16 protein-coding genes are annotated in these 21,969 nt (G+C 70.5%); 4 read left to right on the top strand and 12 right to left on the bottom strand.

Translation table 11 applies throughout. The features are described from left to right. Positions 1–54 precede the first annotated feature (54 nt). The 3 genes from F4558_RS29530 to F4558_RS29540 form a co-directional block, all read right to left on the bottom strand. Complete coding sequence (locus tag F4558_RS29530; protein WP_053654151.1) at positions 55–3,333, bottom strand: lamin tail domain-containing protein; 3,279 nt, start codon at positions 3,331–3,333, stop codon at positions 55–57. Positions 3,334–3,425: 92 nt separating this feature from the next. Next, positions 3,426–4,442 carry a GNAT family N-acetyltransferase gene (locus F4558_RS29535; RefSeq protein ID WP_053654149.1) on the bottom strand — a complete coding sequence of 339 codons (1,017 nt, stop codon included), beginning with the start codon at positions 4,440–4,442 and terminating at the stop codon, positions 3,426–3,428. Positions 4,443–4,514: 72 nt separating this feature from the next. Continuing rightward, positions 4,515–5,945 (bottom strand): lytic transglycosylase domain-containing protein, encoded by a 1,431-nt coding sequence (locus tag F4558_RS29540; protein ID WP_209273445.1) that lies wholly within the window; start codon positions 5,943–5,945, stop codon positions 4,515–4,517. Positions 5,946–5,983: 38 nt separating this feature from the next. Between F4558_RS29540 and F4558_RS29545 the strand changes: the two genes are divergently transcribed. Further along, a complete protein-coding gene (locus F4558_RS29545; RefSeq protein ID WP_167946913.1) occupies positions 5,984–6,205 on the top strand; it encodes an FmdB family zinc ribbon protein in 222 nt (73 codons plus the stop codon). A 150-nt stretch (positions 6,206–6,355) separates the two neighbouring features. Next, positions 6,356–9,199 (top strand): ATP-binding protein, encoded by a 2,844-nt coding sequence (locus F4558_RS29550; protein ID WP_245241374.1) that lies wholly within the window; start codon positions 6,356–6,358, stop codon positions 9,197–9,199. 97 nt (positions 9,200–9,296) lie between these two features. On the opposite strand, the gene F4558_RS29555 is transcribed toward F4558_RS29550, so the two are convergent. Both F4558_RS29555 and F4558_RS29560 read right to left on the bottom strand, forming a co-directional pair. Then, a complete protein-coding gene (locus F4558_RS29555; RefSeq protein ID WP_053654141.1) occupies positions 9,297–9,833 on the bottom strand; it encodes a phospholipase in 537 nt (178 codons plus the stop codon). Between the two features lie 177 nt (positions 9,834–10,010). After that, positions 10,011–11,669, bottom strand: coding sequence for a glycoside hydrolase family 10-like protein (locus tag F4558_RS29560; protein WP_167946915.1), 1,659 nt, complete (start codon positions 11,667–11,669; stop codon positions 10,011–10,013). Between the two features lie 302 nt (positions 11,670–11,971). On the opposite strand from F4558_RS29560, the gene F4558_RS29565 reads away from it, so the two are divergent. Continuing rightward, complete coding sequence (locus F4558_RS29565; protein ID WP_167946917.1) at positions 11,972–13,468, top strand: amino acid permease; 1,497 nt, start codon at positions 11,972–11,974, stop codon at positions 13,466–13,468. A 55-nt stretch (positions 13,469–13,523) separates the two neighbouring features. Here the strand turns inward: F4558_RS29565 and F4558_RS29570 are convergent, their stop codons facing one another. Genes F4558_RS29570 through arfA form a run of 5 tightly spaced genes read right to left on the bottom strand, consistent with a single transcriptional unit; the run spans position 13,524 to position 19,291 of the window. Continuing rightward, a complete protein-coding gene (locus F4558_RS29570) occupies positions 13,524–14,549 on the bottom strand; it encodes a glycoside hydrolase family 43 protein (RefSeq protein WP_167946919.1) in 1,026 nt (341 codons plus the stop codon). Further along, positions 14,546–15,400, bottom strand: coding sequence for a carbohydrate ABC transporter permease (locus tag F4558_RS29575; RefSeq protein WP_245241375.1), 855 nt, complete (start codon positions 15,398–15,400; stop codon positions 14,546–14,548). Before F4558_RS29575 ends, F4558_RS29570 begins: the two co-directional genes overlap by 4 nt. Before the next feature lie 10 nt (positions 15,401–15,410). Next, positions 15,411–16,376, bottom strand: a complete 966-nt coding sequence (locus F4558_RS32285; protein ID WP_053654132.1) for a carbohydrate ABC transporter permease — start codon at positions 16,374–16,376, stop codon at positions 15,411–15,413. A 6-nt stretch (positions 16,377–16,382) separates the two neighbouring features. After that, a complete protein-coding gene (locus F4558_RS29585) occupies positions 16,383–17,717 on the bottom strand; it encodes an ABC transporter substrate-binding protein (RefSeq protein ID WP_053654130.1) in 1,335 nt (444 codons plus the stop codon). A 59-nt stretch (positions 17,718–17,776) separates the two neighbouring features. Next, a complete protein-coding gene (arfA, locus tag F4558_RS29590; RefSeq protein WP_167946921.1) occupies positions 17,777–19,291 on the bottom strand; it encodes an arabinosylfuranosidase ArfA in 1,515 nt (504 codons plus the stop codon). A 144-nt stretch (positions 19,292–19,435) separates the two neighbouring features. On the opposite strand from arfA, the gene F4558_RS29595 reads away from it, so the two are divergent. Beyond that, the gene (locus F4558_RS29595; RefSeq protein WP_053654128.1) at positions 19,436–20,473 is read left to right on the top strand and encodes a LacI family DNA-binding transcriptional regulator; all 1,038 of its coding nucleotides are present in this window, start codon (positions 19,436–19,438) and stop codon (positions 20,471–20,473) included. Positions 20,474–20,504: 31 nt separating this feature from the next. Here the strand turns inward: F4558_RS29595 and F4558_RS29600 are convergent, their stop codons facing one another. Together F4558_RS29600 and F4558_RS29605 are read right to left on the bottom strand one after the other, a co-directional pair. Next, positions 20,505–21,230 (bottom strand): methyltransferase domain-containing protein, encoded by a 726-nt coding sequence (locus tag F4558_RS29600; RefSeq protein WP_053654125.1) that lies wholly within the window; start codon positions 21,228–21,230, stop codon positions 20,505–20,507. Between the two features lie 391 nt (positions 21,231–21,621). After that, positions 21,622–21,942 (bottom strand): hypothetical protein, encoded by a 321-nt coding sequence (locus F4558_RS29605; protein ID WP_053654123.1) that lies wholly within the window; start codon positions 21,940–21,942, stop codon positions 21,622–21,624. Positions 21,943–21,969: the final 27 nt, after the last annotated feature.

Consider the following 21,969-nt stretch of genomic DNA (forward strand, 5'->3'; position numbering starts at 1 on the left):
GTGAGGCCCGCCGGTCCGGAACGGACCTGCGGGCCTCACCGGGAACGCGCGACGTCAGTCGTCGTTGGTGATGGTGCCCACCGCCAGTGGATCGGCCAGGCGCAACCCGGGCACACCCGCCACCAGCAGCGTCAGCTTCTCGTCCGACTCCCGCTTGCGGTCACCGCGCACGGTCACCGGGAAGGCGACCGACGTCTGCCCGGCGGCAAGGGTCCGGCAACCGACGTACGGGTCGAAGTCCGAGCCGACCTGCGCGGTCACACCGACGGTGGCGGCGCAGACCAGCACCGGCTGGGACAGCGGCCGGGACACGGTGGCGGTGAAGGTGAGCTGCCGGGTTCCCTGGTTGCCCTCGACCACAGCCGTGTCGGCCACCGTCAACGACGCCCGCGAGCGGAACCGGGCCACCTGCGGGTCGTGGTCGCTGGAACCGCGCGACCCGTCAGCTGTGAACTCCGCCGGCCAGTCGGCGTTGATGTGCGCCGCCCGCACCTGCACCAGATCGCCGTAGAGCGCGTCGTTGACGAACAGATGGTCGAGCGTCTGCGCCTGCCCCTCGAAGCTGTACGAGTAGGCCGACGACGGCACGTCCGCGACCAGGTTGTCCCACAGGTTGTGCAGGCCCGCCTCGTACAGCGGGGCGAGCTGGTCCGACGGGGTGGGCTGGCTGCCCGTCGCGATCGGGTCGTCCGGACGCGGGAAGACGTTCAGGTCCCCGCCGTACACCACACGCGCGTGCGCGTCGGACGCCTCGATGGCGGTGACGATCGCCGCGCCGTACGCCGCCTGCTCCCGACGCTGCCCCACCCGGCTGTCGGGGCCGGAGGAGTAGTGGTTGCTCAGCGCGTACAGGGTGAACCGCTCGGTCGAGCCGGGTGCCGCGGCCACGCTGAACTTGCCCAGCTGGGGAGCGCGGGTGAAGACGTTGTTGCCGTCCCGCCCGGTGGAGGTGTCCACGTCTGCCGGCAGCACCGCGTTGAGGGCCTTCGGGTTCTGCACGTCGGCGTTGCCCGGCAACCCCGCAGCGCGGTACTGGACGGTCGGCGCCGACCCCAACAGCGGGTCGCCAGCCGTCGCTGCGGCAAGCGAGAGCCTGTCGGTGCGGTACAGGAAGGCAGCGGTGATGCCGCGGGCGTCCGCGCCGGTCCGGTCATAGGCAGCGGCGTACGCCGGCCCGCCGGCCGCCGCCACCGCGAGCGCCAGCTCCTGGATGCTGTCCGGCGCGCCGTCGGCGTTGTCGGTGTCACCGCAGGCCAGCACCGTCCCGGACACCGTGCAGATGTCCTGGTCCTCGGCCTCCTGCACCAGGATCAGATCCGGTGCGTGCAGATCCTTGACGATCTGGTCGGCGAGCGCGGTCAGGTGCTCCCGGTAGTCCGCCTCGCTGCTCGGCACGTAGTCGAACGGCGGGGTGACGCCGGTGCAGCCGGCGTTACCGGCGAAGTCGCAGCCGTCGAACGGGTCATCGCGGTAGTCGTACAGGTTCTCCACGTTGTAGGTGGCGACCGCCAGCTCCTGCGAGCGGTCGGCAGGCTTCGGCGGGCTGTTCCGCGACGGGTCGGCCCCGGCGGCGAAGTCCGCCTGCTCGACCTGCACGCCGTACTTCTCGAACGAGTAGTAGACGCCGCCCACCGCGTCCGCGCGCAGCGTGTCGAACGTGCGTACCGGGGGGAGCAGCGCGGCGCTGTCCCCGGCGGTGGCCTTCACGCCCATGCTGCCCAGCAGCACGCGCTGCCCGTTGCCGTCGTCGAAGCGCCGGGTCGGGTCGTTGTCCAGCGGGTGCGAGTCCCGGAAGACCCGCCGGGCGTACGGGTCGGCGCGGTCCAACAGCGGGTCGTCCCGGTCGACCACCCACAGCTCGGCGTCGGCTGTGGACGAGAAGACGTCCCGGCCGCTCACCGCGCCGCTGCCCGCGCGTACCCGCATCCGGGAGCCCTCGTGCCGCTCCCAGAAGCGCTGCGCGTCGGTCAACTCGACGGGCGGCACCGCGTCGGTCACCGCGACCGCCGAGTTCACATCCAGACCGGTGGCGATCCGGCGGACCAGCGAGGCACCGGAGAGCTGGGTGAAGTTGAAGTACTCCGACACCCGTGCCCGGAGCACCACCTCGTCGCCGACCGTCGGCACATAGCCGCCGATCAACGAGGTGAACGTGCCCATGAACACGAAGATGCCGTCGGAGCTGGTCGGGTCGCCGTCGGTGTCACCGGTGCGGCTCTGCAGGAAGAAACCATGCTGCTCCGCCCCGGCCGACGTACGCGCCCGGGTCAACTGGGTGATCACGCCGCGTACGTCGTACATCGTGCTGCTCGTGCCGTTGCCGCTCGCCGGCGCGAGCGGTGACCGGTCGGTCGGCCCCGACTCGGCGTCGGTGGTCGGGCCCTGCACCTCGCCGACTGTCAGCTCCCGGGTGACCTGCACGGCAAGCGCGCAGCTCGCGCTGCCGCCGTCCGCGTCGGTCGCGGTGACGGTGACGGTGTACGCCCCGGCGGCGAGGTCGGCGCTCGTGCCGATCGTGGCGCGGGCGGTGCCGCCAACCCCGTCGGCGGGGGTGACAGCGGTACGGGTGATCGACCCGGTGGCCGGCGTCGGGCTGACCCCGGTCACCGCCAGGTCGACGATCGTGTCGTCCGGGTCGGTGGCGGTGACCTCACGGGTCGCCGCGGTTCCCGAGGCCGTCACCAGCGGTCCGCCACAGGTCAGCGTGGCCGGTACGTCGACCGGGCCGCCGTCGTCCACGGTGTGCGCGCCGAGCCCGTCGAACGTGTCGACCGGGAAGCCGGCCCACTGCGCGGCCGGGTCGAACGGATCCGACGGGTCGGTGTCACCAGCGGTCACCGACGGCAGCCGGCGCAGCGTGTTGTCGGCAGTGCTGGTGACGCCGGCACCCCATTCGGTGCCGGGGTCGACGCCCACCTGGCCGATCGAGTCGAGCACTGCGGCACCCCGGCGCAGCACGATCGCGTCGTCGCCGTTGAACAGGCCCGCACCGGTGGTCTGGTCGGCCTGGGCGAGGATCGCGGCTCCGGCCGAGGCGCTGGCGAACACGAACACGTCCCCGGCTGCGACGCTCCCGGTCAACGCGATGGTGGTCGCCGTGGTGGAACCGTTGAAGTAGAGCTGGAGCTGGTAGCCGCCAGCGGCCAGGTCAATGGCCGCGCCGGTGCCGTTGAACAGCTCGATCGCCTTGTTGTTCGACGAGCCCTCGACGTACTCGGAGATGAAAAGGTCGGTGGGCGCGGCGCTGGCCGCGGTGGGTGCGACGCCGAGAGCCGCGACGGTCACAGCGGCGGTGGCGGTCGCGAGCACAGCCATGGTGCGGCGCGGGCGCATAGGGCCTCCACGATGGGTGGACAGGAGTCAACGCACGTTAAGGTGCGCGGCTGTCCACCGTCCATCCCTCATTGGACAGTTTCGTGAATTCCTCAGCGCGGCGGATCGAGCCGGTGCACCAACTCGGCGACATCGACGCTGTATTCGCACCAGTCCCGGTCGGGCCGGTAGCCAAGCTCCGCATTGACCTTGAGCATGGCCTCGTTGGCCTGCGCGTTCCAGGTCTGCACCTCGGCCAGCTCAGGCTCGGCGGAGCGCAGCTCCAGCAGCATCCGGGCCTTGATCGCCCGGTCGATGCCGTAGCCCCTGTGACTCTGCACGACGATCGTGTCGTACTGGTCGGCGCGGGTCGGGTGCTGTGCCGGCACCACCACCTCGGTCAGCCCCGCCACCTCGCCGCTCTGCTCATGCTGTGCGAGCACGATGTACGGCTTCATGCCCCGGCGGTGCAGGGTGTTCAAGCTGTCCCGGAGCCGCTCGGGGTCGTACGAGCTGGGGCGCAGCTCGCCGTCGTCCACGTCGCGCACCTCGGCCTTGGCCCGCGCGTACGACTCGATCAGGTCGTCCGGTGGGCCGCCAGGGCAGAACTCCAGGTGATAGCCCGAGCCGAGCCCGTTTGCCATCTCGGTCAACTCGGCCCAGTCGACAGTGGCCAGGTCGAGCACGCTGCGCGTCTCCACGTACTCCTTGGTGAAGCCGAGCGACTCGTAGAAACCCACCGCCGGCGTGTCGCCGACCACCTCGACGCCGATCGACTGGAAGCCCTCCTGGTAGACCCGCCGGGCGGCCCGCAACACCAGGTCACGGCCGAGACCGGTGCGGCGTACGGACGGGTGGACCAGCACCTCGATCACGCCGATGTCACCGAGGAGCAGCACATGCACCTGCCCGAGGACCGCGCCAGGCTCGTCAGGGCCGGTCGGCTCGGCCTGGGCGATCCAGGAGATTCGCCGTTCGCCGGGCATCACCTCAGCGAGGTATTCCCGCAGGGAGGTCTCCCGCCAGGGCGGGTCCTGCGGAAGATCGGCCGCCAGAACCGCGTTCAGCGTGGACAGCAACGACGCGATCTCGGCGGACGACGCGGTCCTGGGGTCCCACTCGCGCACCATCACTCGTCTAGCTTGCCGCTAACAGCTGTCCGGGGGAAGTGTCCAGTTCTCCAATGTATGCGGACGATCACTTCACGTGCGGCTGGCTTGTCCGTATCGGTTCGCCGTGTCGTAGACGGCCTGGGCGTACCGGCGTACGTCGTTGTACGACAGGATCGCGTTCCACCAGTCGCCAGGGATGCTGAGATTCCGGCCGCCCTTGCACAGGTAGTTGCCGGCCGCCAGCGCGGCGTCGTCCAGGTCGTGCGGGTTCTTGACGCCGTCGCCGTCGGCGTCTGCGCCGATCTCCTGCCAGGTGGTCGGGATGAACTGCATCGGCCCGATCGCGCGGTCGTAGGTGGTGTCCTTGTCGAGCACCCCACGGTCGGTGTCGATGATCCGCATCCGGCCGCCGTTGCCGTCCAGCGGCAAACCGATGATCTCCGGCAGCGCCCTGCCGTCCGGCCCGAGCCTCGCGCCGTTGGCCGAGCCGTGGCCGGACTCGACCTGACCGATCGCGGCGAGCGTGGTCCAGCTCAACGCGCAGCTGCGGTTGGTCTGGGAGAGCACCCACTCGGCGTACCCGTACGCCTGCATGGCGACCGGGGGGATGCCGACCTTTGCGCCGACCTGCTGAGCCCAGCCGGCCAGGGCGTCCGAGGGGCGGCCACCGCCGCCCGGCAGCCCACCGCCCGGCCCACCTGGCAACCCACCGCCGGGCAGCGGGGCGGTGGGGAGCGGGCCGGTGGGCAGCGGAGCGGTCGGCAGTGCCCCCGTCGGTAGGGGGCCGGTGGGCGCCAGGCCGGGCGGTGTCAACCGTGGTACGGCCCTGGTCGGCGGGACCGAGGCGTCGACGGCCACGGGCCGGGGCGCGCGGATGGTCGCGGGAACGAGCAGCGCACCCGCCGCGGCCGTCGCCGCCACGAGAGCCAACAGGAAGAGGCCGGGAAGAGCGAGTCGGCCGCTGGGCCGGCGCGACCAGTCGCGGGTCACCTGAACGGCGGTCGCCGCGGCCTGGCGCGGGGGCAGGCGAACAGCGTGCGCGAACGGCACGCGTCGCCGCCGGCCACTCTGGGGCGCCGGCGGGACGGCCACGCCGTCCACGATGGTCGCGGCCGGGCCCGCGACGGTGGCCGCTTTCGGGTCCGCGACGGTGGTCGTCTTTGGGTCCGCGACGGTGGTCGTCTTTGGGTCCGCGACGGTGGTCGTCTTTGGGTCCGCGACGGTGGCATCCGTCGGCGGGGAGTCGGTGACGGTCGCGCCGCTCGCCGGGCCGGCGTCGCTGGTCGGGATGGTTGCCGGGTCGGCCGCGTCGGCCGCTGGGGCGGCGTCGCGGGTCGGGCTGGTCTTGGCGTCCGGTCTTCTGCCGCTCAACCAGGGCCGGCGAGGGCGGGGCACGACCCGGGCCGCCGGGTCCGGTGCCGCTCCCGAGCCTTCGAGCGGGCCGTCCAGCGGCGCGGCGGGTCGCAGCGGTCGCACACGCGTCTCGTCCTCGCCGTCCACCACCCGTCGAGTATCACTCATGTCCCCGGTGGGCGTCAGGTCCACGTACCCTGGTTGTCATGCCCCGGTACGAGTTCCGTTGCCGCGCCTGCGGCGACACTTTCGAGGTCAACCGCCCGATGGTCGAGGCCGGCGCGCCGGCTGCCTGCCCGCAGGGTCATGCCGACACTGTCAAGCTGCTGTCCGCTGTGGCGGTCACCGGCCGCGGTGCCGGCGGTTCCGCCGGTGGTGTGCCCGCGCCCGCCGGAGGTGGCTGCTGCGGCGGCGCCTGCGGCTGCTGATCGGCCGTTCGCGTCCGACCGGTGGGCGGGCCTTGCCGGGAGCGGGCCCGAGTGGCACCTTGAGGCGGCACGTGCCCGGCCGTTCTCACGATGCGTGACTGCTCGGACTCAGGCAGCATGAACCCGACGTTACGGGCGGAGGTTCCACGCATGTCGCCACGGATCCAGCTCCCGAGCGGTTGGGTGACCTTCGTGTTCACCGACATCGAGGGCTCGACCCGACTGGCCCAGCTGCTTGGCGCGGACTACCGTCCGGTGCTCGCCGAGCACCGCCGGTTGTTGCGTCGTACGCTCGCCGCCACCGGTGGCGCGGAGCTGTTGACCGAGGGCGACTCATTCTTCCTGGCCTTCGACGACGCGGCGGCGGCACTGACCGCGTGCCTGACGGCCCAGCGGGCTCTGGCGAGTCACGACTGGCCCACGGCGGAGGCCGCCCCGCGGGTGCGGATGGGCCTGCACACCGGTTACGCCGAGCCGGGCGACGGGGAGTACGCCAGCCCCGAGGTGCACCGCGCCGCGCGGGTTGCCGCGGCGGCGCACGGCGGGCAGGTGCTCTGTTCGGCGTCGACTGCCCGCCGGGCCGACCCGTTGCCGCCCGGTGCCACACTGCTCGACCTGGGCCTGCACCGACTACGCGGCTTCGACGACCGGGAGCGGCTGTTTCAGCTCGTCGCACCGGGGCTGGAGCGGCAGTTCCCTCGTCCCCGCACCGCCGACGCTGTGGCGCACAACCTGCCTACCCAGGTGACGTCGTTCGTCGGCCGGCAGGTCGAACGCGCCGAACTGAGTCGGCTGGTGGAGCAGCATCGACTGGTCACAGTGCTGGGCGCGGGTGGCGCGGGCAAGACCAGGCTGGCCGTCGAGCTGGCCGGTGGGGTCGTCGAGGCGTACCCGGACGGGGTGTGGTTCGTCGACATCGCGGCGGTGACCGACCCGGGGCTGGTGGCGTTCGCGGTCGCCGCCGTGCTCGGGCTGCGACCCGAGCCGGGCCGGCCCATGATGGACACCCTCGTGGAGTACGCGGCCGGCCGCCGGATGCTCGTCGTGCTGGACACCTGCGACGCGCAGCCGTCCGCCTGCGCCGAGGTGATCTCGCGGCTGCTGTCCGGCGGGGGCGGCGTGCGGGTGCTGGCGACCAGCCGCGAATCGTTCAGCCTGCCCGGTGAGGTCGTGTGGCGGATTCCGCCGCTCTCGGTCGACCCGCGTCCGGACGGCGCGGAGAGCGACGCGGTGGCGTTGCTGCTGGACCGTACGGCGGCGGCGCGCGGCGGCCGGCAACCGGAGGCCGCCGAGTCGGCCGATCTGCGCCGTGTGGTGCAGCGGTTGGACGGGCTGCCGCTCGCCATCGAGTTGGCGGCGGCCCGGCTGCGGGTGCTCTCGGTAGGTCAGCTCGCCGAGCGGCTGGAGGACGTGCTCGGCACGTTGGACGCGGGTCGGGAGGATCCGGAGCCGCCGCCGGTGGAGCGGGGCTGGTCGGGTAACCAGCAGGACACCGTGGACCTGGTGGCGGCGGCGATCGGTACGCCACCGCCCACCCCGGCGAGCAGGGCTGTGCAGCGTTCCGCCACCGAACGCCACCTGACGATGCAGGCCACAGTCACCTGGTCGTACCGGACGTTGGGCCCCCGGGCCGCGCGGCTGCTGCGGTGGCTTGCCGTGTTCGCCGGGCCGGTGGACCTTCCGACCGTGGAGTGGCTGCTGGGGGACGACCCGCTGGATCCCCTGTCGGTGCTCGTGGACAAGTCGATGGTGCTTGCCGAGCCGCGTGCGACCGGCAGTTCGTACCGGATGCTCGACCCGATCCGCGCGTACGCGGCGCGACGGCTGGTCGAGGCCGGTGAGGAACAGGCGGCCCGGGACCGGCACGTGGCCTGGTCGGTGCACGCGTTGGAGCGGGCGCATCTGGGCCCGGACGGCCGGCCGGTGACGCTGTCGCTGTACACGCTGGACCCGCTCGCCGACGAGCTGCGGGCCGCGCTGCGGTGGTGCGCGACCGGCGGCAGCGCCCGTGCCGGCCTGCGGCTGGCCGGGGGCCTGGACCAGTGGTGGCGCGAGCGTGGGCTGGCCCGGGAGGGGCGGCTCTGGCTGTTCCGGCTGTACGGGCGGATCGCCGAGACGGGCGAGCGGATTCCGGAGGCGGAGCTGGCGGCGGCGTACCACATGCATTCGCTGCACGCCGGTGCCGACGGGGAGTTCGCCGAGGAGCTGCGCTACTCGCAGCGGGCGGAGGCGGCGGCGCGGCAGGCCGGTGACGCCGGGCTGCTGGCCCGGGTGCTCGCCGGCCGGGCGGCGCCGCTTGTCGACATGGGGCAGTTCGTCGAGGCCGAGCGTGTGTGCCGGGAGGTCATCGACTGGGCACACGGGCAGGACGTCGTCGGCGAGGCGCTGTTCGCCGTGTTCAGCCTCGCCCAGTTGCTGTGGCGGCGTGGCGAGCTTGAGGAGGCGGCCGAACTGCTCGGGGCGGCGCGGCCGGTGGAGGCGGCGCGGCCTGTGGAGCGGGGCCGGCGTTCGGTGGACATGCTGCTCGGGATGGTCGCGTTGGCCCGGGGCGACGTGATCGCCGCGCACGAGCATCTGCTTGTGGCGTTGCGTTCCCGGATGTACCACGGCTACCACGGCCGAGCGTGCGACACGTTGAACGCGATAGCTGTGCGCTGCGCGCTGAGTGGGGAGCGGACGACCGCCGCCCGGTTGTTCGGGGCGGCGCAGGTGACGCGGGCGAGCATGCGGGGTACGCCGGGCATCTACGGCGGCTACTGGGCCGACCAGCAGGCGGAGTTGCGCGGGGTGTTGGGTGACGCGGCGTTCGACGACGCGTACGGCGAGGGTGCCGAGTTGGGGTTGGACGAGGCTGTCGCGCTGGCGCTCGACGTGGAACACCCGGACCTGGCGGCGGATTCGACACGCTTCAGCACCATGCCGGCGGCCTCCGCGCCCCAGCAGGCCGGTGCGGAGCAGGATCGGCGTCCGGCCGGTCGCACCGAACGGGCCTGATCGTCACGCCGGATCCCGCAGGAGATGGTGCCGCTGGCGATCTTCGGTGCGGCCATCCGGTATCGCTGAATGGCCGCACCGAAGAGTGGGGCGATGCTCAGCGGGCGGCGGCGCGGGCTTCGGCGTCGGCCTTCATCCGGGCAGCGCGGTCGATGTCCGCCTGCTGGACGGCGGCGACCGACCCGAAGATGTTGACCGCCTGGTAGTAGGTCCAGGCCAGGCTGTTGCAGGCCGGACGGACGACCGCGTTGTACGTGGCGCAGACCCGCTTCAGGTCGGCGTAGAAGGCGTTGTCCAGGCGGGCCTTGTTGCCGGAGAACTGCCCGACGGCCTTGTAGTTGCGGTAGCCGAAGTCGTGCCGGTAGCAGCTCAGGTTGAAGGTGAACCCGAGCGGGTTGTCCGGGCTCGACGAGCAGTAGTCGGTGGACCAGTTGAAGTTGTAGTCGGCCCAGGGTGCCCTGTTGACCCGGGCGCTGTTCCACGAGTTGTAGCTGGACGCGCTTGTCTGCGTCCAACTGGACAGCACCGACAGCTTCTGCTGGGGGGTGACGGCTGCGGCGGGGGAGGCGACAGCGAGGCTGGCGAGCAGTGCGAGCGCGCCCGAGGCGAGCATTGTGGTGAGACGTCGGGGCACGGGTGACCTCCGCGGGGGTGAGCGGGGATGTTACCGGCGGGTTACCGGGTGTCGACAAGTCTCGATCAACTGATCAACTTGTCGGTATGCGTCCCACCAACTATTGGTGACATGCGTCGAAACAGACGAATGCCCCGGGTGCCGTGGCACCCGGGGCAGTTCAGCAGAATCGTACGGTCAGCGGAGGACGAAGGCCGGCGGGCTGGCCGGGCTCTCGTTGGCGGTCCGGTCCAACGCGGTCACCTGGTAGGTGTAGCGCTGGCCGGGCTCGGCCGACGTGTCCACCCAGGACTGCGCTCCGGGCGTGGCCCGGACGGTGTCGATCAGGTGGGCGGCGTCCGCGATGCCGCACCGGCCCGGCAGCGTGGTGCCGTCGAATCGGTAGATCGCGTACGAGGTGGCAGTGCCCAGCGGCCCGACGCCGTCGGCGGGCTGACGCCAGGTCAACCGCACCCCGTCGGCCTCCCGGACGGCCTTGGTGACCACCGGGAAGAGCAGCGGCTTGGCGGGCAGGTGCTGCATTGCCGGCACCAGCGCCGGCCGGGAGTAGTGCTCGGCGGCGTAGATGTCGGTGGCGCCGAGCCGGTTGGCCCGGACCTGCACGGCCGAGAAGTGCACATTGCCCTGCACCTCGGGGTACGACCGGTTGAGCGTCAGATGATCGGACAGCTCGCGCGGGTTCTGCCAGAACGGCCCGTACGCCGGGTCGCCGCTCTTGTAGTCGGCTTGGCCGATGTAGAGCTGCACGCGGGTGCCGCGTACCGTCTCGGCCCACCACGGGACCAGCCGCGCGTAGTCGGCGGCCGGGTACTGGCCGATGTACCAGTAGAGCTGCGGCACCACGTAGTCGATCCACTCCTGCTTGATCCACTTGCGGGTGTCGGCGGAGATGATGTCGTACGACTGGCTGCCGGTCGTGTCCGAGCCGAGCGGGTCAGCGGTCTGGTTGCGCCAGATGCCGAACGGGCTGACCCCGAACTTCACCCACGGCTTCGCCGCCTTGATCTTGGCGTTCATCTCCTGGATGAGCAGGTTGATGTTGTCCCGCCGCCAGTCCGCCCGGTCGGTGAAACCCCTGTTGTGCGCGGCGAAGGTGGCGTCGTCAGGCACCTGGTAGGTGCCGCTGGGGTAGGGGTAGAAGTAGTCGTCGAAGTGGACCCCGTCGACGTCGTACCTCTTGACCGCGTCCATCATCGCGGTCTGGACGAACTCGCGTACCTCGGGAATGCCGGGGTTGTAGTAGAGCCGGCTGCCGGCGACGCCGGCCGGCGGGTACGCGAAGGTCCAGTCCGGGTGCTGCTGCGCCGGGTGGCCGGGCGCGAGTTGCGTGAGGTCCGCGCCGGCACCACCGGGGGCCGGCATGGAGACGCGGTACGGGTTGAACCAGGCGTGGAACTCCAGGTTGCGGCGGTGCGCCTCGGCGACGAGGAACGCCAGCGGATCCCAACCGGGGTCCTGGCCACGGACGCCGGTCAGGTACTCCGACCAGGGCTCGTGCGGCGACGGCCAGAGGGCGTCCGCGGTCGGCCGGACCTGGACCACGACGGCGTTGTGGTTGAGTCGCTCGGCGAGGTCGAGCAGGTCGCGGTATTCGGCCTGCTGGGCGGCGACCCGGTCCGGGCTGCTCTGGGAGCCCTTGCTGGGCCAGTCGATGTTGACGACCGACGAGATCCACATTGCCCGGAACTGCCTCTTCGGCGTGGCCGGATCGGTGACGCAGGTGGTGGTCGAGGAGGTCTCCACGCTCGCCGGGGCGGCGCTGGCGGGAGTGGCGGCGACGAGCGTGCCGAGCAGGGCAGTGACCAGCCCGGCAGCTCCTAGTCGAGGTGCTTTCATGCGGTGTGTCCCTTCGTTGGGGCTACCGGTGCTCCGAGCGACAGGTTCGGCAAGATTCGCCGCTGCCTATTTGTCGCTGGAAGGAAATTTTCACACTCCGGCCCACCGCCGCAAGGGGTTCACACCACATCTGGCCGACAGTCGGAGTTCGGGGTGTCCGGCGTCGATTGCCGGGTTGCCGCCCGTGATGTTTCGCATACCGAACGTCAGATTTCCAGAGCGGTTGACGGTACCGGTCGGTGGGTAGCAACGCCGGTCACCGGCCGCCACGGGGGTGGTCGCGCGGTGGGAGGGGTGAGCGCATGTCGATGCTGCGAACCAAACCAATCAAGGACGTCATAGCCCAGGGCGAAGCCGACGGCAGCGAGGGCCAGCTGGGGCTCAAGCGGCGGCTCGGCGCTGTCGACCTCACCGGCGTCGGCATCGGCATCGTGATCGGCACCGGCATCTTCACGCTCACCGGCATCGAGGCGCGCGACAGCGCCGGACCGGGCGTGGTGATCTCCTTCGGCATCGCCGGGGTGGTCGCCCTGCTCGCCGCCCTCTGCTACGCCGAGTTGGCCTCCAGCGTGCCGACAGCCGGCAGCGCCTACACCTACGCGTACGCGACGATGGGCGAGATCGTCGCCTGGATCATCGGCTGGGACCTGCTGCTGGAGTTCGCGCTCGGCGCGGCGGTGGTGGCCCGAGGCTGGTCCGGCTATCTCGCCGAACTGCTCGACCTGCCGACCCGGTGGTTCGGCGAGGAGGGCAGCACTGTCAACATCGGCGCGATCGCCGTCGTGCTGATCCTCGGCGTCGTGGCGATCGTCGGTATCCGCGAGTCCGCCCGGATCACCAACCTGCTGGTGCTGGTCAAGGTGTCCATCTGCGTCTTCGTGGTGGTCGCCGGGCTGTTCTTCGTGAAGGCCACCAACCTCACCCCGTTCATCCCGCCGGCCGAGCCCGCAGGCAGCGGCGACGACGGCATAAAGCAGCCGGTCACCCAGGCGCTGTTCGGGCTGGAACCGTCGGTCTTCGGTTTCGTCGGGGTGCTCAGCGCCGCAGCCGTCGTCTTCTTCGCGTACACCGGCTTCGAGGCCGTGGCCAACCTCGGCGAGGAAACCCGTAAGCCCAAGCGGGACCTCACACTGGGTCTGCTCGGCACGCTGCTGATCTCCACGGTGCTCTACATCGGCGTTTCGCTTGTGGTTGTCGGCATGGTGCCCTACACCGAGATCGACCGGGGCGCGCCCATCGCGTCGGCCTTCGAGTCGGTCGGCGCCGGCTGGGCGGCGGTGCTGGTCTCCATCGCCGCCGTCGCCGGTCTGACGAGCGTCATCCTTGTCGACCTGGTGGCGATGGGCCGGATCGGGTTCGCCATCGCCCGCGACGGGTTGATCCCGCCCTCGATCGCGACTGTGCACCCGCGCTGGGGCACGCCGTACCGGATCTCAGCGATCATGACGGTGGTCGTCGCGCTGCTGGCCGGCTTCCTGCCGCTGTCCGCCCTGGCCGACCTGGTCAGCATCGGCGCGCTCTGTGCGTTCGTGCTTGTCTCGATCGCCGTGCCGATCCTGCGCCGCAAGCGGCCTGACCTGGAGCGTCCGTTCCGGGTGCCGTTCTCGCCGGTGCTGCCGATCGTGTCGGCGCTTGCCTGCTTCTACCTGATGCTCAACCTGTCGGTGGAGACCTGGCTGCGGTTCCTGGCCTGGATGCTGCTCGGCGCGGTGATCTACTTCGGCTACGGCTACCGCCGCAACCGGCTTGCCCAGCACGAGCCCGCCGTCGCCCCGGCGCCCCGCGAGCCGTCCGCCTGACCCGACACGTGCGGAAGGGCCCCCGCTCCGGCGGGGGCCCTTCCATGCGATCCGCTCAGGGTCGAGGCTGCGGTGAGGCGGTCGGCCCCTTGACGACAGGCTTGCCGTCGACCCAGGTCACCTCGTCGAGCCAGACCTGCCGACCGGGGTCGGTGCTGCCCTCCTGGCCGGGCGGCCACGCGTGGTAGAGCAGCCACGTGCGGCCGTCCTTGACCACCATCGAGGCGTGACCGGGGCCGGAGGCGGCGTCGGTGCTCTTCAGGATCGGGTTTTCCGCCGCCTTCACGCACGGGCCTGTCGGGCTCTCGCAGACCGCGTAGCCCTCGGCGTACTCCGCCCGGTCGTAGGCGTTGGCAGCGAAGAACAGCAGCAGCCGGCCGTCCTGACGGTGGAAGAACGGCCCCTCGATCAGGGTCCCCTCCCACGGCTCGGTCTGCTTGAGCAGCTTCGTCGGCTCACCGACGAGGGTCAGGCCGTCGTCGGAGAGTCGCTGCGACCAGAGCCAGGTGTCCACCCCGATCGCGTTGCCGTCGTTCTTCCACAGCAGCCAGAGGCTGCCGTCGGTGTCCCGGAACGGGCTCGCGTCGATCGCCCCGCCCAGGTCCGCCTGGCAGATCAGCGGACCTGTCGAGTCGTCCCGGTACGGGCCCTGCGGCGCACTTGCCACCGCGCGACCCACGCACTGCCGCCCGGACTCCCGGCCGGCCACCGTGTAGTAGAGCAGGAACTCCTCCGGTGCCAACTGGATCGCCTCGGGCGCCCAGGTCTTGCCGGCGTCCGCCCAGTCCGGCAGCGCAGGCAGGGCGTCCCCCGCCTCGGCCCAGTCGACAAGGTTCGCCGACGTCAGCACCGGCACGTTGCGGCCGCCGGAGTTGGTGTGGAACAGATACCAGGTGTCACCCACCTGGATGGCCTGCGGGTCCGGGGCGTCGGTGCGTACGACCGGGTTGGTGAACATGCTTGAGTCGCTCCCGCTGCTCGTGGGGGTGGATTCGCTGTCTCCGGTGCAGCCCGAAACGAGCAGCGCGGCGGCCAGAACGACCGCCGCCGCGCCACGTCGCAGGGTTGTCGCCCGCGTCATCCCTTCAGACCGCTGCGGGAGACGCCCTGGATGATGTGCCGCTGAGCGAGCACGAAGAGGATCAGCACCGGCACGCTTGCCAGCACCGCACCCGCCATGATCACCGGGTAGTCGGTGACGTACGAGCCCTGGAGCAGGCCCAGGCCCGGCGGCAGGGTGAGCTTCTCCGGGCTGAACAGCACGAAGATCGGCCAGAGGAAGTCGTTCCAGTTGGTCAGGAACGACAGCACCGCCAGGGTGGCCAGGGCCGGCTTGGACAGCGGCAGCACCACCCGGAAGAAGATCTGCCACTGGTTGGCGCCGTCAAGCGTCGCGGCCTCCTCCAACTCGTTCGGCAGAGACAGGAAGAACTGCCGCAGGAAGAACACCCCGAACGCGCTGGCCGCGCCGGGCACCACCACGACGGCGAGGGTGTCGATCCAGCTGAGCTGGTCGACGATCAGGAAGTTCGGGATGATCAGCGAGGTCGGCGGGATGAACAGCGTCCCGACGATCAGCGCGAAGGTCACCCCGCGCCCGCGGAACCGCAGACGGGCCAGGGCGTACGCCGCCATCGAGGCGGTCACCAGCACCAGCAGCGAGTGCAGGGTGGCGGCCACCATGCTGTTGAGGAACCAGCGCAGCACCGGGTTGGCCGAGTTGTTGAGGATCTGCTCGTAGCCGTAGCCCGCGACAGGGTTGGGCAGCCAACTCGGCGGGATCTGCTGGGCGGCCGTGTAGGTCTTCAGCGAGGTGATGACCATCCAGGCCAGCGGGACCAGGAAGATCAGGGCCAGCGCCACAAGGGTGGCGTAGAGCACGACCCGGCCCGTGAGAGCGGAATGGCGGGTGGTCGGAGTGGGCGTCGTCATGGCGTACCCCTCAGTCTTCCTTGTAGCGGAAGAGACGGAAGTTGGCGATGCTCACGACCACCAGCATCAGGGCGAACACGAGGCTCATGGCGGCGGCGCGGCCGGCGTTGTTGTTCCGCAGGCCCTCCTCGACGATGAACCACACCACGGTGCGGGTTTCCGTCCCGGGCGTGCCCTGGGTGATCAGGAACGACTGGCCGAACATGTTCGCCGAGGCGAGAACTGTCGTGGTGATCACGAAGAGCAGCACCGGCCGCAGGCCGGGCAGTGTGACGTTGCGGAACCGCTGCCACGCGCTGGCGCCGTCCATCCGGGCCGCCTCGTACAGCTCAGGCGAGATGTCCTGAAGGCCGGCCAGGTAGATCACCGCGTTGAAGCCCGAGGTCCACCAGACTGTCACCCCGACCAGGGAGATCCACGCCCACGGCATGTTCGTCACCCACGGGGTGTCCGACGGCAGCCCGACCACGCCGAGGAGCCGGTTGACCAGGCCCAGGTTGGCGTCGAGCAGGAAGCGCCAGAGCAGGCCGATCACCGCAACACCCAGCACGTACGGCGCGAAGTACACAGCCCGGAAGAAGGTCCGACCCGGGAAGGAGCGGTTCAACAGCAACGCCAACCCGAGCGGTACGACAACGAGCAGCGGCACCGACAGCAGCGTGAAGATCGCGGTCGCCCGGACACTCTGCCACCAGTCGCCGAAGACGGCGGAGTCGCTGGAGAAGAGCTGCTTGTAGTTGTCCAACCCGACGAACGGGCGGTTGGGCAGCTGGAAGTCCCACTGGTGCACGCTGAGCCACACGCCCAGGATGATCGGCAGCAGGCCGAACACCCCGAACAGGATCAGGTAGGGGGCGAGGAACAGATACGGCGTCGCCCGTCCGGTCCGGCCCGCCGTGGCGCCCCGGCGGGGAGCCTTGGCCGCCGAGGGCGGCGCGTCATCGCGCGCCGCCCCGACCTCGATCACGTCCGCCACGGGTTATCAGCTCCCGTACTTCTTGCGGTTGTCCTCGAGCTGCTTGTTGGCCTTGGCAACACCGTCGTCAAGCGCCTGCTTCGGCGTCTTCTTGCCCAGCGCGGCCTCGTTGAACGAGTTGTAGAAGGTCGTGATGACCTCGCCCAGCCCCGGTGCCGCCGGCGGGAAGGCCGCGTAGTCCAGCTCGGGGGCGAGCGCCGAGATCTCCGGAAGCGCCTTGAACTCGGCACCCTCGCGGACATCCTTACGGGCCGGGATCTGACCGCCCTTGGCCCAGTCCAGCGAGTGCTGGCTCAGCCAGTTGATGAAGACCTTCGCAGCCGAGACCTTGTTGGCGTTGTTGGCCCGCTGCTTCACGATCGTGAAGTTGTGTGAGTTTGCCCAGGCCGCCGGCTTGCTGCCGATCTGGGGGAGCGGGGCGACGCCCCACTGCACCTCGGGGCTCTTCTTCAGATCGTTGATCTGCCAGATGCCGTTCCAGGTGAAGGCGTTCTTGCCGCTCTTGAACGCCAGGTACTCGGCGTCCTGACCGACGTTCGCAGGTGAGTGGCCCTGCTTGATCATGTCGACGAACCAGGTGCACGCCTCGACCGCCGGGTCCGAGTTGAACGTGGCCTTCGCCACGTCGGCGTCGAAGAGGGTGCCGCCCCACTGGTTGAGCAGGGAGTAGAAGGTCATGCCGCCGGTGAACTGGAACGGGCTGACCCAGAAGCCCTGCACGCCGGACTTCTTCAGCTCGACAAGAGCCGCCGTGAAGTCGTCCTTGGTGGTTGGCGGCTTGTTCGGGTCGAGGCCGGCCTTCTCCATGACGGACTTGTTGTAGTAGAAGCCCAGCGGGTGCATGTCCAGCGGGATGCCGTACCGCTTGTTGTTGTAGAGCCCGCCCTTCCAGACGGTCGGGGCGAAGTCGCCCTCGGAGAGCTCCAGGTTCTTGGCCACGTCGTCCAGCTCGCTGATCACGCCACGGGCGGCGAAGGTGGCGAGCTGATCCATGTGCATGACCGCGATGTCCGGGCCATTGCCGCTGGAGGCCGCACCGGGGAGCTTGTTGTAGTAGTCCTCCCACTGGTACGTGGCCACCGAGACGGCGATGTTCTGGTGCTCGGTGTTGAACTGGTTCACCAGAGTCTTGAAGATCTCGCCGTCGCCGCCGGTGAAGCCGTTCCACAGCTTCAGGTCGACCTTGGGTCCGGTGTACTCCTTGCCGCCGTTGCCCGCGGCCGGCCCGGAGGCGCCGTCATCGTCGCCGCCGCCGCAACCGGCGAGCGTCAACGAAGCCGCGGCACCGAGTCCGAGACCAAGGCCGAGCAGGCGGCGCCGGCTCATGTCGTTCTGGATCATGCTGGTATCTCTCCTTGGGGGGACGGAATGAATTGTGCCTGGTCAAGCCCGGTACGACATCAGACGGCGGCCGGGCCGAAGCGCAGCACGCTCCAGGACACGGCGGGGAGGCGTACGGTGCACCGGCCGCCGTCGGTGGTGGGTGTGGGGAGTTCCCGGGGCGTCACCCGGTCGGGCTCGGCCTCGGTGTTCGTCGCCGACGGGTCAGACCCGGCAGCGATGCTCTGGAAGGAATAACCGGACAGTCCTGGCAGACCGCGCAGGTCGATGTCCAATGCGAGGTCCGTCTGGTCACGGTTGACCGCGAAGACGGTCAGCTCGCCGGTCTCCTCGTCGTGTACGGCGACGGTGTCGAGCACCGGCACGTCCCCGAACTTCTTCGTGTCGTAGCGCGGCGACACCGGCTCGGTACGCAGGACGGTGCCCCGGGCGTACCGGGCGGTGAGCGCGAACGGGTGGAAGATGCTCTGCCGCCAGGCGGGACCGCCGTTGCGGGTGCGGATCGGCGCGATGACGTTGGCGAGCTGGGCCTGAGCGGCCACCCCGACCCGGTCGGCGTGACGCAGCAGGGTGATCAGCAGGTCACCGACGACCACCGCGTCGACAGCCGTGAAGTCGTCCTCGATCAGCGCCGGCGCCTCGACCCAGCCGCGCCGGTCCAGGTCGGCCTGGAGGCGGGACTCGTACCAGACGTTCCACTCGTCGAACGAGATCTTCAGCTTGCGCTTGTGCCGCTGCTTGGCAGCGACGTGGTCGGCGGTGGCCACCACCTCGGTGATGAAGTTGTCCATGTCGACGGCTGAGGCCAGGATGCTGGCCTGGTCGCCGTCGGACGGGTCGTAGTAGGTGTGCGCCGAGATGTAGTCGACGTGCTCGTAGGTGTGCTCCAGCACTGTCGCCTCCCACGCGGCGAACGTGGGCATCCGCCGGTTGGAGCTGCCGCAGGCGACCAGGCTGATCGACGGGTCGATCATCTTCATCGCGCGGGCCGCCTCGGCGGCCAGTCGCCCGTACTCGTCGGCGGTCTTGTGGCCGACCTGCCACGGGCCGTCCATCTCGTTGCCGAGGCACCACAGCCGCACCCCGTACGGGTCCTCCGCGCCGTGCTTGCGACGCAGGTCGGAAAGCGCGGTGCCGCCCGGGTGGTTGGAGTATTCCAGCAGGTCAAGGGCCTCCTGGACGCCGCGAGTGCCCAGGTTGACAGCCATCATCGGCTCGACGCCGGCCTCGGCGGCCCAGGTCATGAACTCGTCCAGCCCGAACGCGTTGGTCTCGATCGTCTTCCAGGCCAGGTCGAGGCGGCGCGGCCGGTCACCGACCGGGCCCACCCCGTCCTCCCAGCGGTAGCCGGAGACGAAGTTGCCGCCGGGGTAGCGGACCACCGATACGCCCAGCTCGCGGGTCAGCTCAAGCACGTCTCGGCGCAGGCCGCGGGAGTCGGCGTTGGGGTGGCCGGGCTCGTAGATGCCGCCGTAGACGCACCGCCCCATGTGCTCGACGAACGAGCCGAAGAGTCGTCGGTCGGCCGGGCCGATCGCGAAGGCCGGATCGATCGTCAGCTGTGCCGTCCGCAAGGGATGCCACCTTTCCTCGGTGCTGGACCGGGTGACCGCAGTCACGGGCCACCCCGGTGTCCCTCGTTTCTACAACGTTGTAGGCAACGTTGTAAAGAGCTGATGACGAGGTATGGTGCGCTTGGTTACAGGGGAGGTTTCGCAGTGCGACACAGGCTCAAGGACGTGGCCGAGCGGGCCGGCGTGTCGGTGAAGACCGTTTCGAACGTGGTCAACGGTTATGTCCACGTCCGGCCCGACACACGGGCAAGGGTCGAGCAGGCCATCGCCGAACTCAACTACCGGCCGAACCTCTCCGCGCGCCACCTGCGCAAGGGCCGCACGGGTGTGATCGCCCTGGCCGTGCCGGAACTGGACATCCCGTACTTCGCCGAACTGGCCCGCCACGTCGTCACCGCCGCCGCCGACTACGGCTGGACGGTGCTCATCGACCAGACCGGCGGCCGGCGCGAGCAGGAACGGGTTGTCGCGTCCGGCATCACCGACCACCTCATCGACGGGCTCATCTTCAGCCCGCTGGCACTCACCGCGGAGGACCTGACCGGTCTGGACGGCGCCCCGATGGTGCTGCTCGGCGAGCGGGTCGACCACGGCCCCGCCGACCGCGTCGTCATCGACAACGTGGCGGCCGCCCGCGAGATCACCAGCCACCTGATCCAGCTCGGCCACCGCCGGATCGCGGCCATCGGCTCGCAGCGCACCGACGAGGGCGCCAGCGCCCGGCTGCGCCTCGCCGGCTACGCCGACGCACACCGCGCCGCCGGCCTCGACTTCGACGAGACCCTCGTGGCACCCGCAGCGGCCTGGCACCGCGCCGACGGTGCCGCCGCCATGCGGGGCCTGCTCACCTCAGGGGTACGCCCCGACGCCGTCTTCTGCTTCAACGACACGCTCGCACTTGGTGCCCTGCGTGCCCTGCACGAGGCCGGCCTACGGGTGCCCGACGACGTGGCGGTCGTCGGTTTCGACGACATCGAGGACGGCCGGTTCTCGATCCCGACGCTCACCACCGTCGCGCCGGACAAGGAGCGGATCGCCCGTCTCGCCGTCGAACTGCTCGCCAACCGTCTCGACGGCGACCGGGCTGCTCCCGCCCGGGAACTCTCCGCCCCCTACCGCGTGGAACTACGAGAATCCACCCAGAAGGTCAGTGCCCTCGCTGCCGGCGTACCGCCGCAATGACGTCCTGACCAAGCCGGCTGGGGCGGGCGGATCAGTCGAAGAAGCGGGCCAGGTGGGACTGGGGTGCCGGGTCCTCGTCGGGGGGCAGTGGGGTCAGGTCGGCGAAGATGGAGGCGCCGTCGCAGCCGGCGTGCAGGGGATACCAACGCGGCGTGCCCGGTGGCCGTAGCTGACAGATCCCCTTGAACGTCTGCACGTCCATCAGCCGCACGTGTGTCGGGTCCGCCACCGCGTTCACGTGCCCCCACCAGGGGCTCATCACGTGGAGCACGCCACCCGGGCGGAGCACCCGGTGGCACTCGTCCACAAGCGGCAGGAAGTCGATCAGGTGCTCCAGGATGTGTACGGCGAAGAGGACGTCCACCGAATTGTCGGCCAGGGGCAGCGAGCCGGAGAGGTCCGCCACCGCGTCCACACCCGGCGCTGGATAGATGTCCAACCCCAGGTTGCCCTGCCACTGCTTCGTCGGTCCGCAGCCGAGATCCACCACCACCGGCTTCCGCCCGCCGACGCCGACCCGGCACCAGACGCCGTAGACCCCGGCCAGCCGGCCCACCATGTCGCGTACCAGCCGTAGGTCTTCCTGCTCGGGCACCTCACCACTGAGGTGCGCCACCCCCCGGTCGAACCGCACCTCGACCGCCAAGCCGCGCAGCCGGTCGTCGTGCCGGACCTGGTCCGCCCAGGCCCGCGCGAGGAACTCGTCGATCGCCCGCAGCCGGTCGGCCGAGGGTGGAGTCTGTGCCAAAGCAACCATTGGGGCCACCTCCCGCCGCGCGTTACCCGCATCCGCGCCCGGTATGCCCCACTCGTCCACAGCCTCGGCGTGCCGTCCAGTCGGCGTGTCGCAGGACCGACGGGGACACTGCGGCGAGCGTGATACCTGAGAGTCATCAAAATTCCTCAGAGGTATCACGCCTCGACGAGCCCTGGGCCCCGCACCCGCACCCGCACCCACGCCTTCGCGTCACGCCCCGCGCCTCCGCGCCACGCCCCGCGCCTCCGCGCCACGCCCTCGATCCCGGGCCGTGGCTGCGAGCCGTTGACCACGAGCCGTGAGCCGTGAGCCCTGAGCCGCGTCCGGGTGCGGCGAATCGGACCGGGGCGGCAGGGTGCGCCGGGGCCGGCCAGAGCAGGGGTGCGGCAGGTCAGCCCGAGAGGGTACGGCGGCCCGGTCGGCCCGCGCCGCGCATCCGCTGCCGGGGTGGGGGATCGGTGGCCTTCGGCCGCTTGAGGTGGTACCGGTGCAGTTCGTTGTTGCCGGGCAGGGACGGGTCCTCGCTCATGGAGACCAGTTCCCAGCCTTGGTCCCCGGCCCTGTTGAGGTGGGCCAGCGAGGTGTCGCCGTACGGCGTCACGTCGACCATCGAGCCGTCCGGGCCGTACCAGACGAAGACGACCTCCCAGCCGAGGTCGGTGGTCGCGGCCTGACGGCGGCGGACCAGCAGGGCGTACTCCCACTTGAGCATGGCGACATTCTCACCCCGCGACGGTCC

It is taken from the genome of Micromonospora profundi (genome assembly GCF_011927785.1).
In the GTDB taxonomy this organism is placed as follows: domain Bacteria; phylum Actinomycetota; class Actinomycetes; order Mycobacteriales; family Micromonosporaceae; genus Micromonospora; species Micromonospora profundi.

Coding starts and splice junctions, on each gene's coding strand:
- F4558_RS29530 (WP_053654151.1), bottom strand. CDS start 3,333: ATGCGCCCGCGCCGCACCATGGCTGTGCTCGCGACCGCCACCGCCGCT.
- F4558_RS29535 (WP_053654149.1), bottom strand. CDS start 4,442: ATGGTGCGCGAGTGGGACCCCAGGACCGCGTCGTCCGCCGAGATCGCG.
- F4558_RS29540 (WP_209273445.1), bottom strand. CDS start 5,945: ATGAGTGATACTCGACGGGTGGTGGACGGCGAGGACGAGACGCGTGTG.
- F4558_RS29545 (WP_167946913.1), top strand. CDS start 5,984: ATGCCCCGGTACGAGTTCCGTTGCCGCGCCTGCGGCGACACTTTCGAG.
- F4558_RS29550 (WP_245241374.1), top strand. CDS start 6,356: ATGTCGCCACGGATCCAGCTCCCGAGCGGTTGGGTGACCTTCGTGTTC.
- F4558_RS29560 (WP_167946915.1), bottom strand. CDS start 11,669: ATGAAAGCACCTCGACTAGGAGCTGCCGGGCTGGTCACTGCCCTGCTC.
- F4558_RS29565 (WP_167946917.1), top strand. CDS start 11,972: ATGTCGATGCTGCGAACCAAACCAATCAAGGACGTCATAGCCCAGGGC.
- F4558_RS29570 (WP_167946919.1), bottom strand. CDS start 14,549: ATGACGCGGGCGACAACCCTGCGACGTGGCGCGGCGGCGGTCGTTCTG.
- F4558_RS29575 (WP_245241375.1), bottom strand. CDS start 15,400: ATGACGACGCCCACTCCGACCACCCGCCATTCCGCTCTCACGGGCCGG.
- F4558_RS29585 (WP_053654130.1), bottom strand. CDS start 17,717: ATGATCCAGAACGACATGAGCCGGCGCCGCCTGCTCGGCCTTGGTCTC.
- F4558_RS29600 (WP_053654125.1), bottom strand. CDS start 21,230: ATGGTTGCTTTGGCACAGACTCCACCCTCGGCCGACCGGCTGCGGGCG.
- F4558_RS29605 (WP_053654123.1), bottom strand. CDS start 21,942: ATGCTCAAGTGGGAGTACGCCCTGCTGGTCCGCCGCCGTCAGGCCGCG.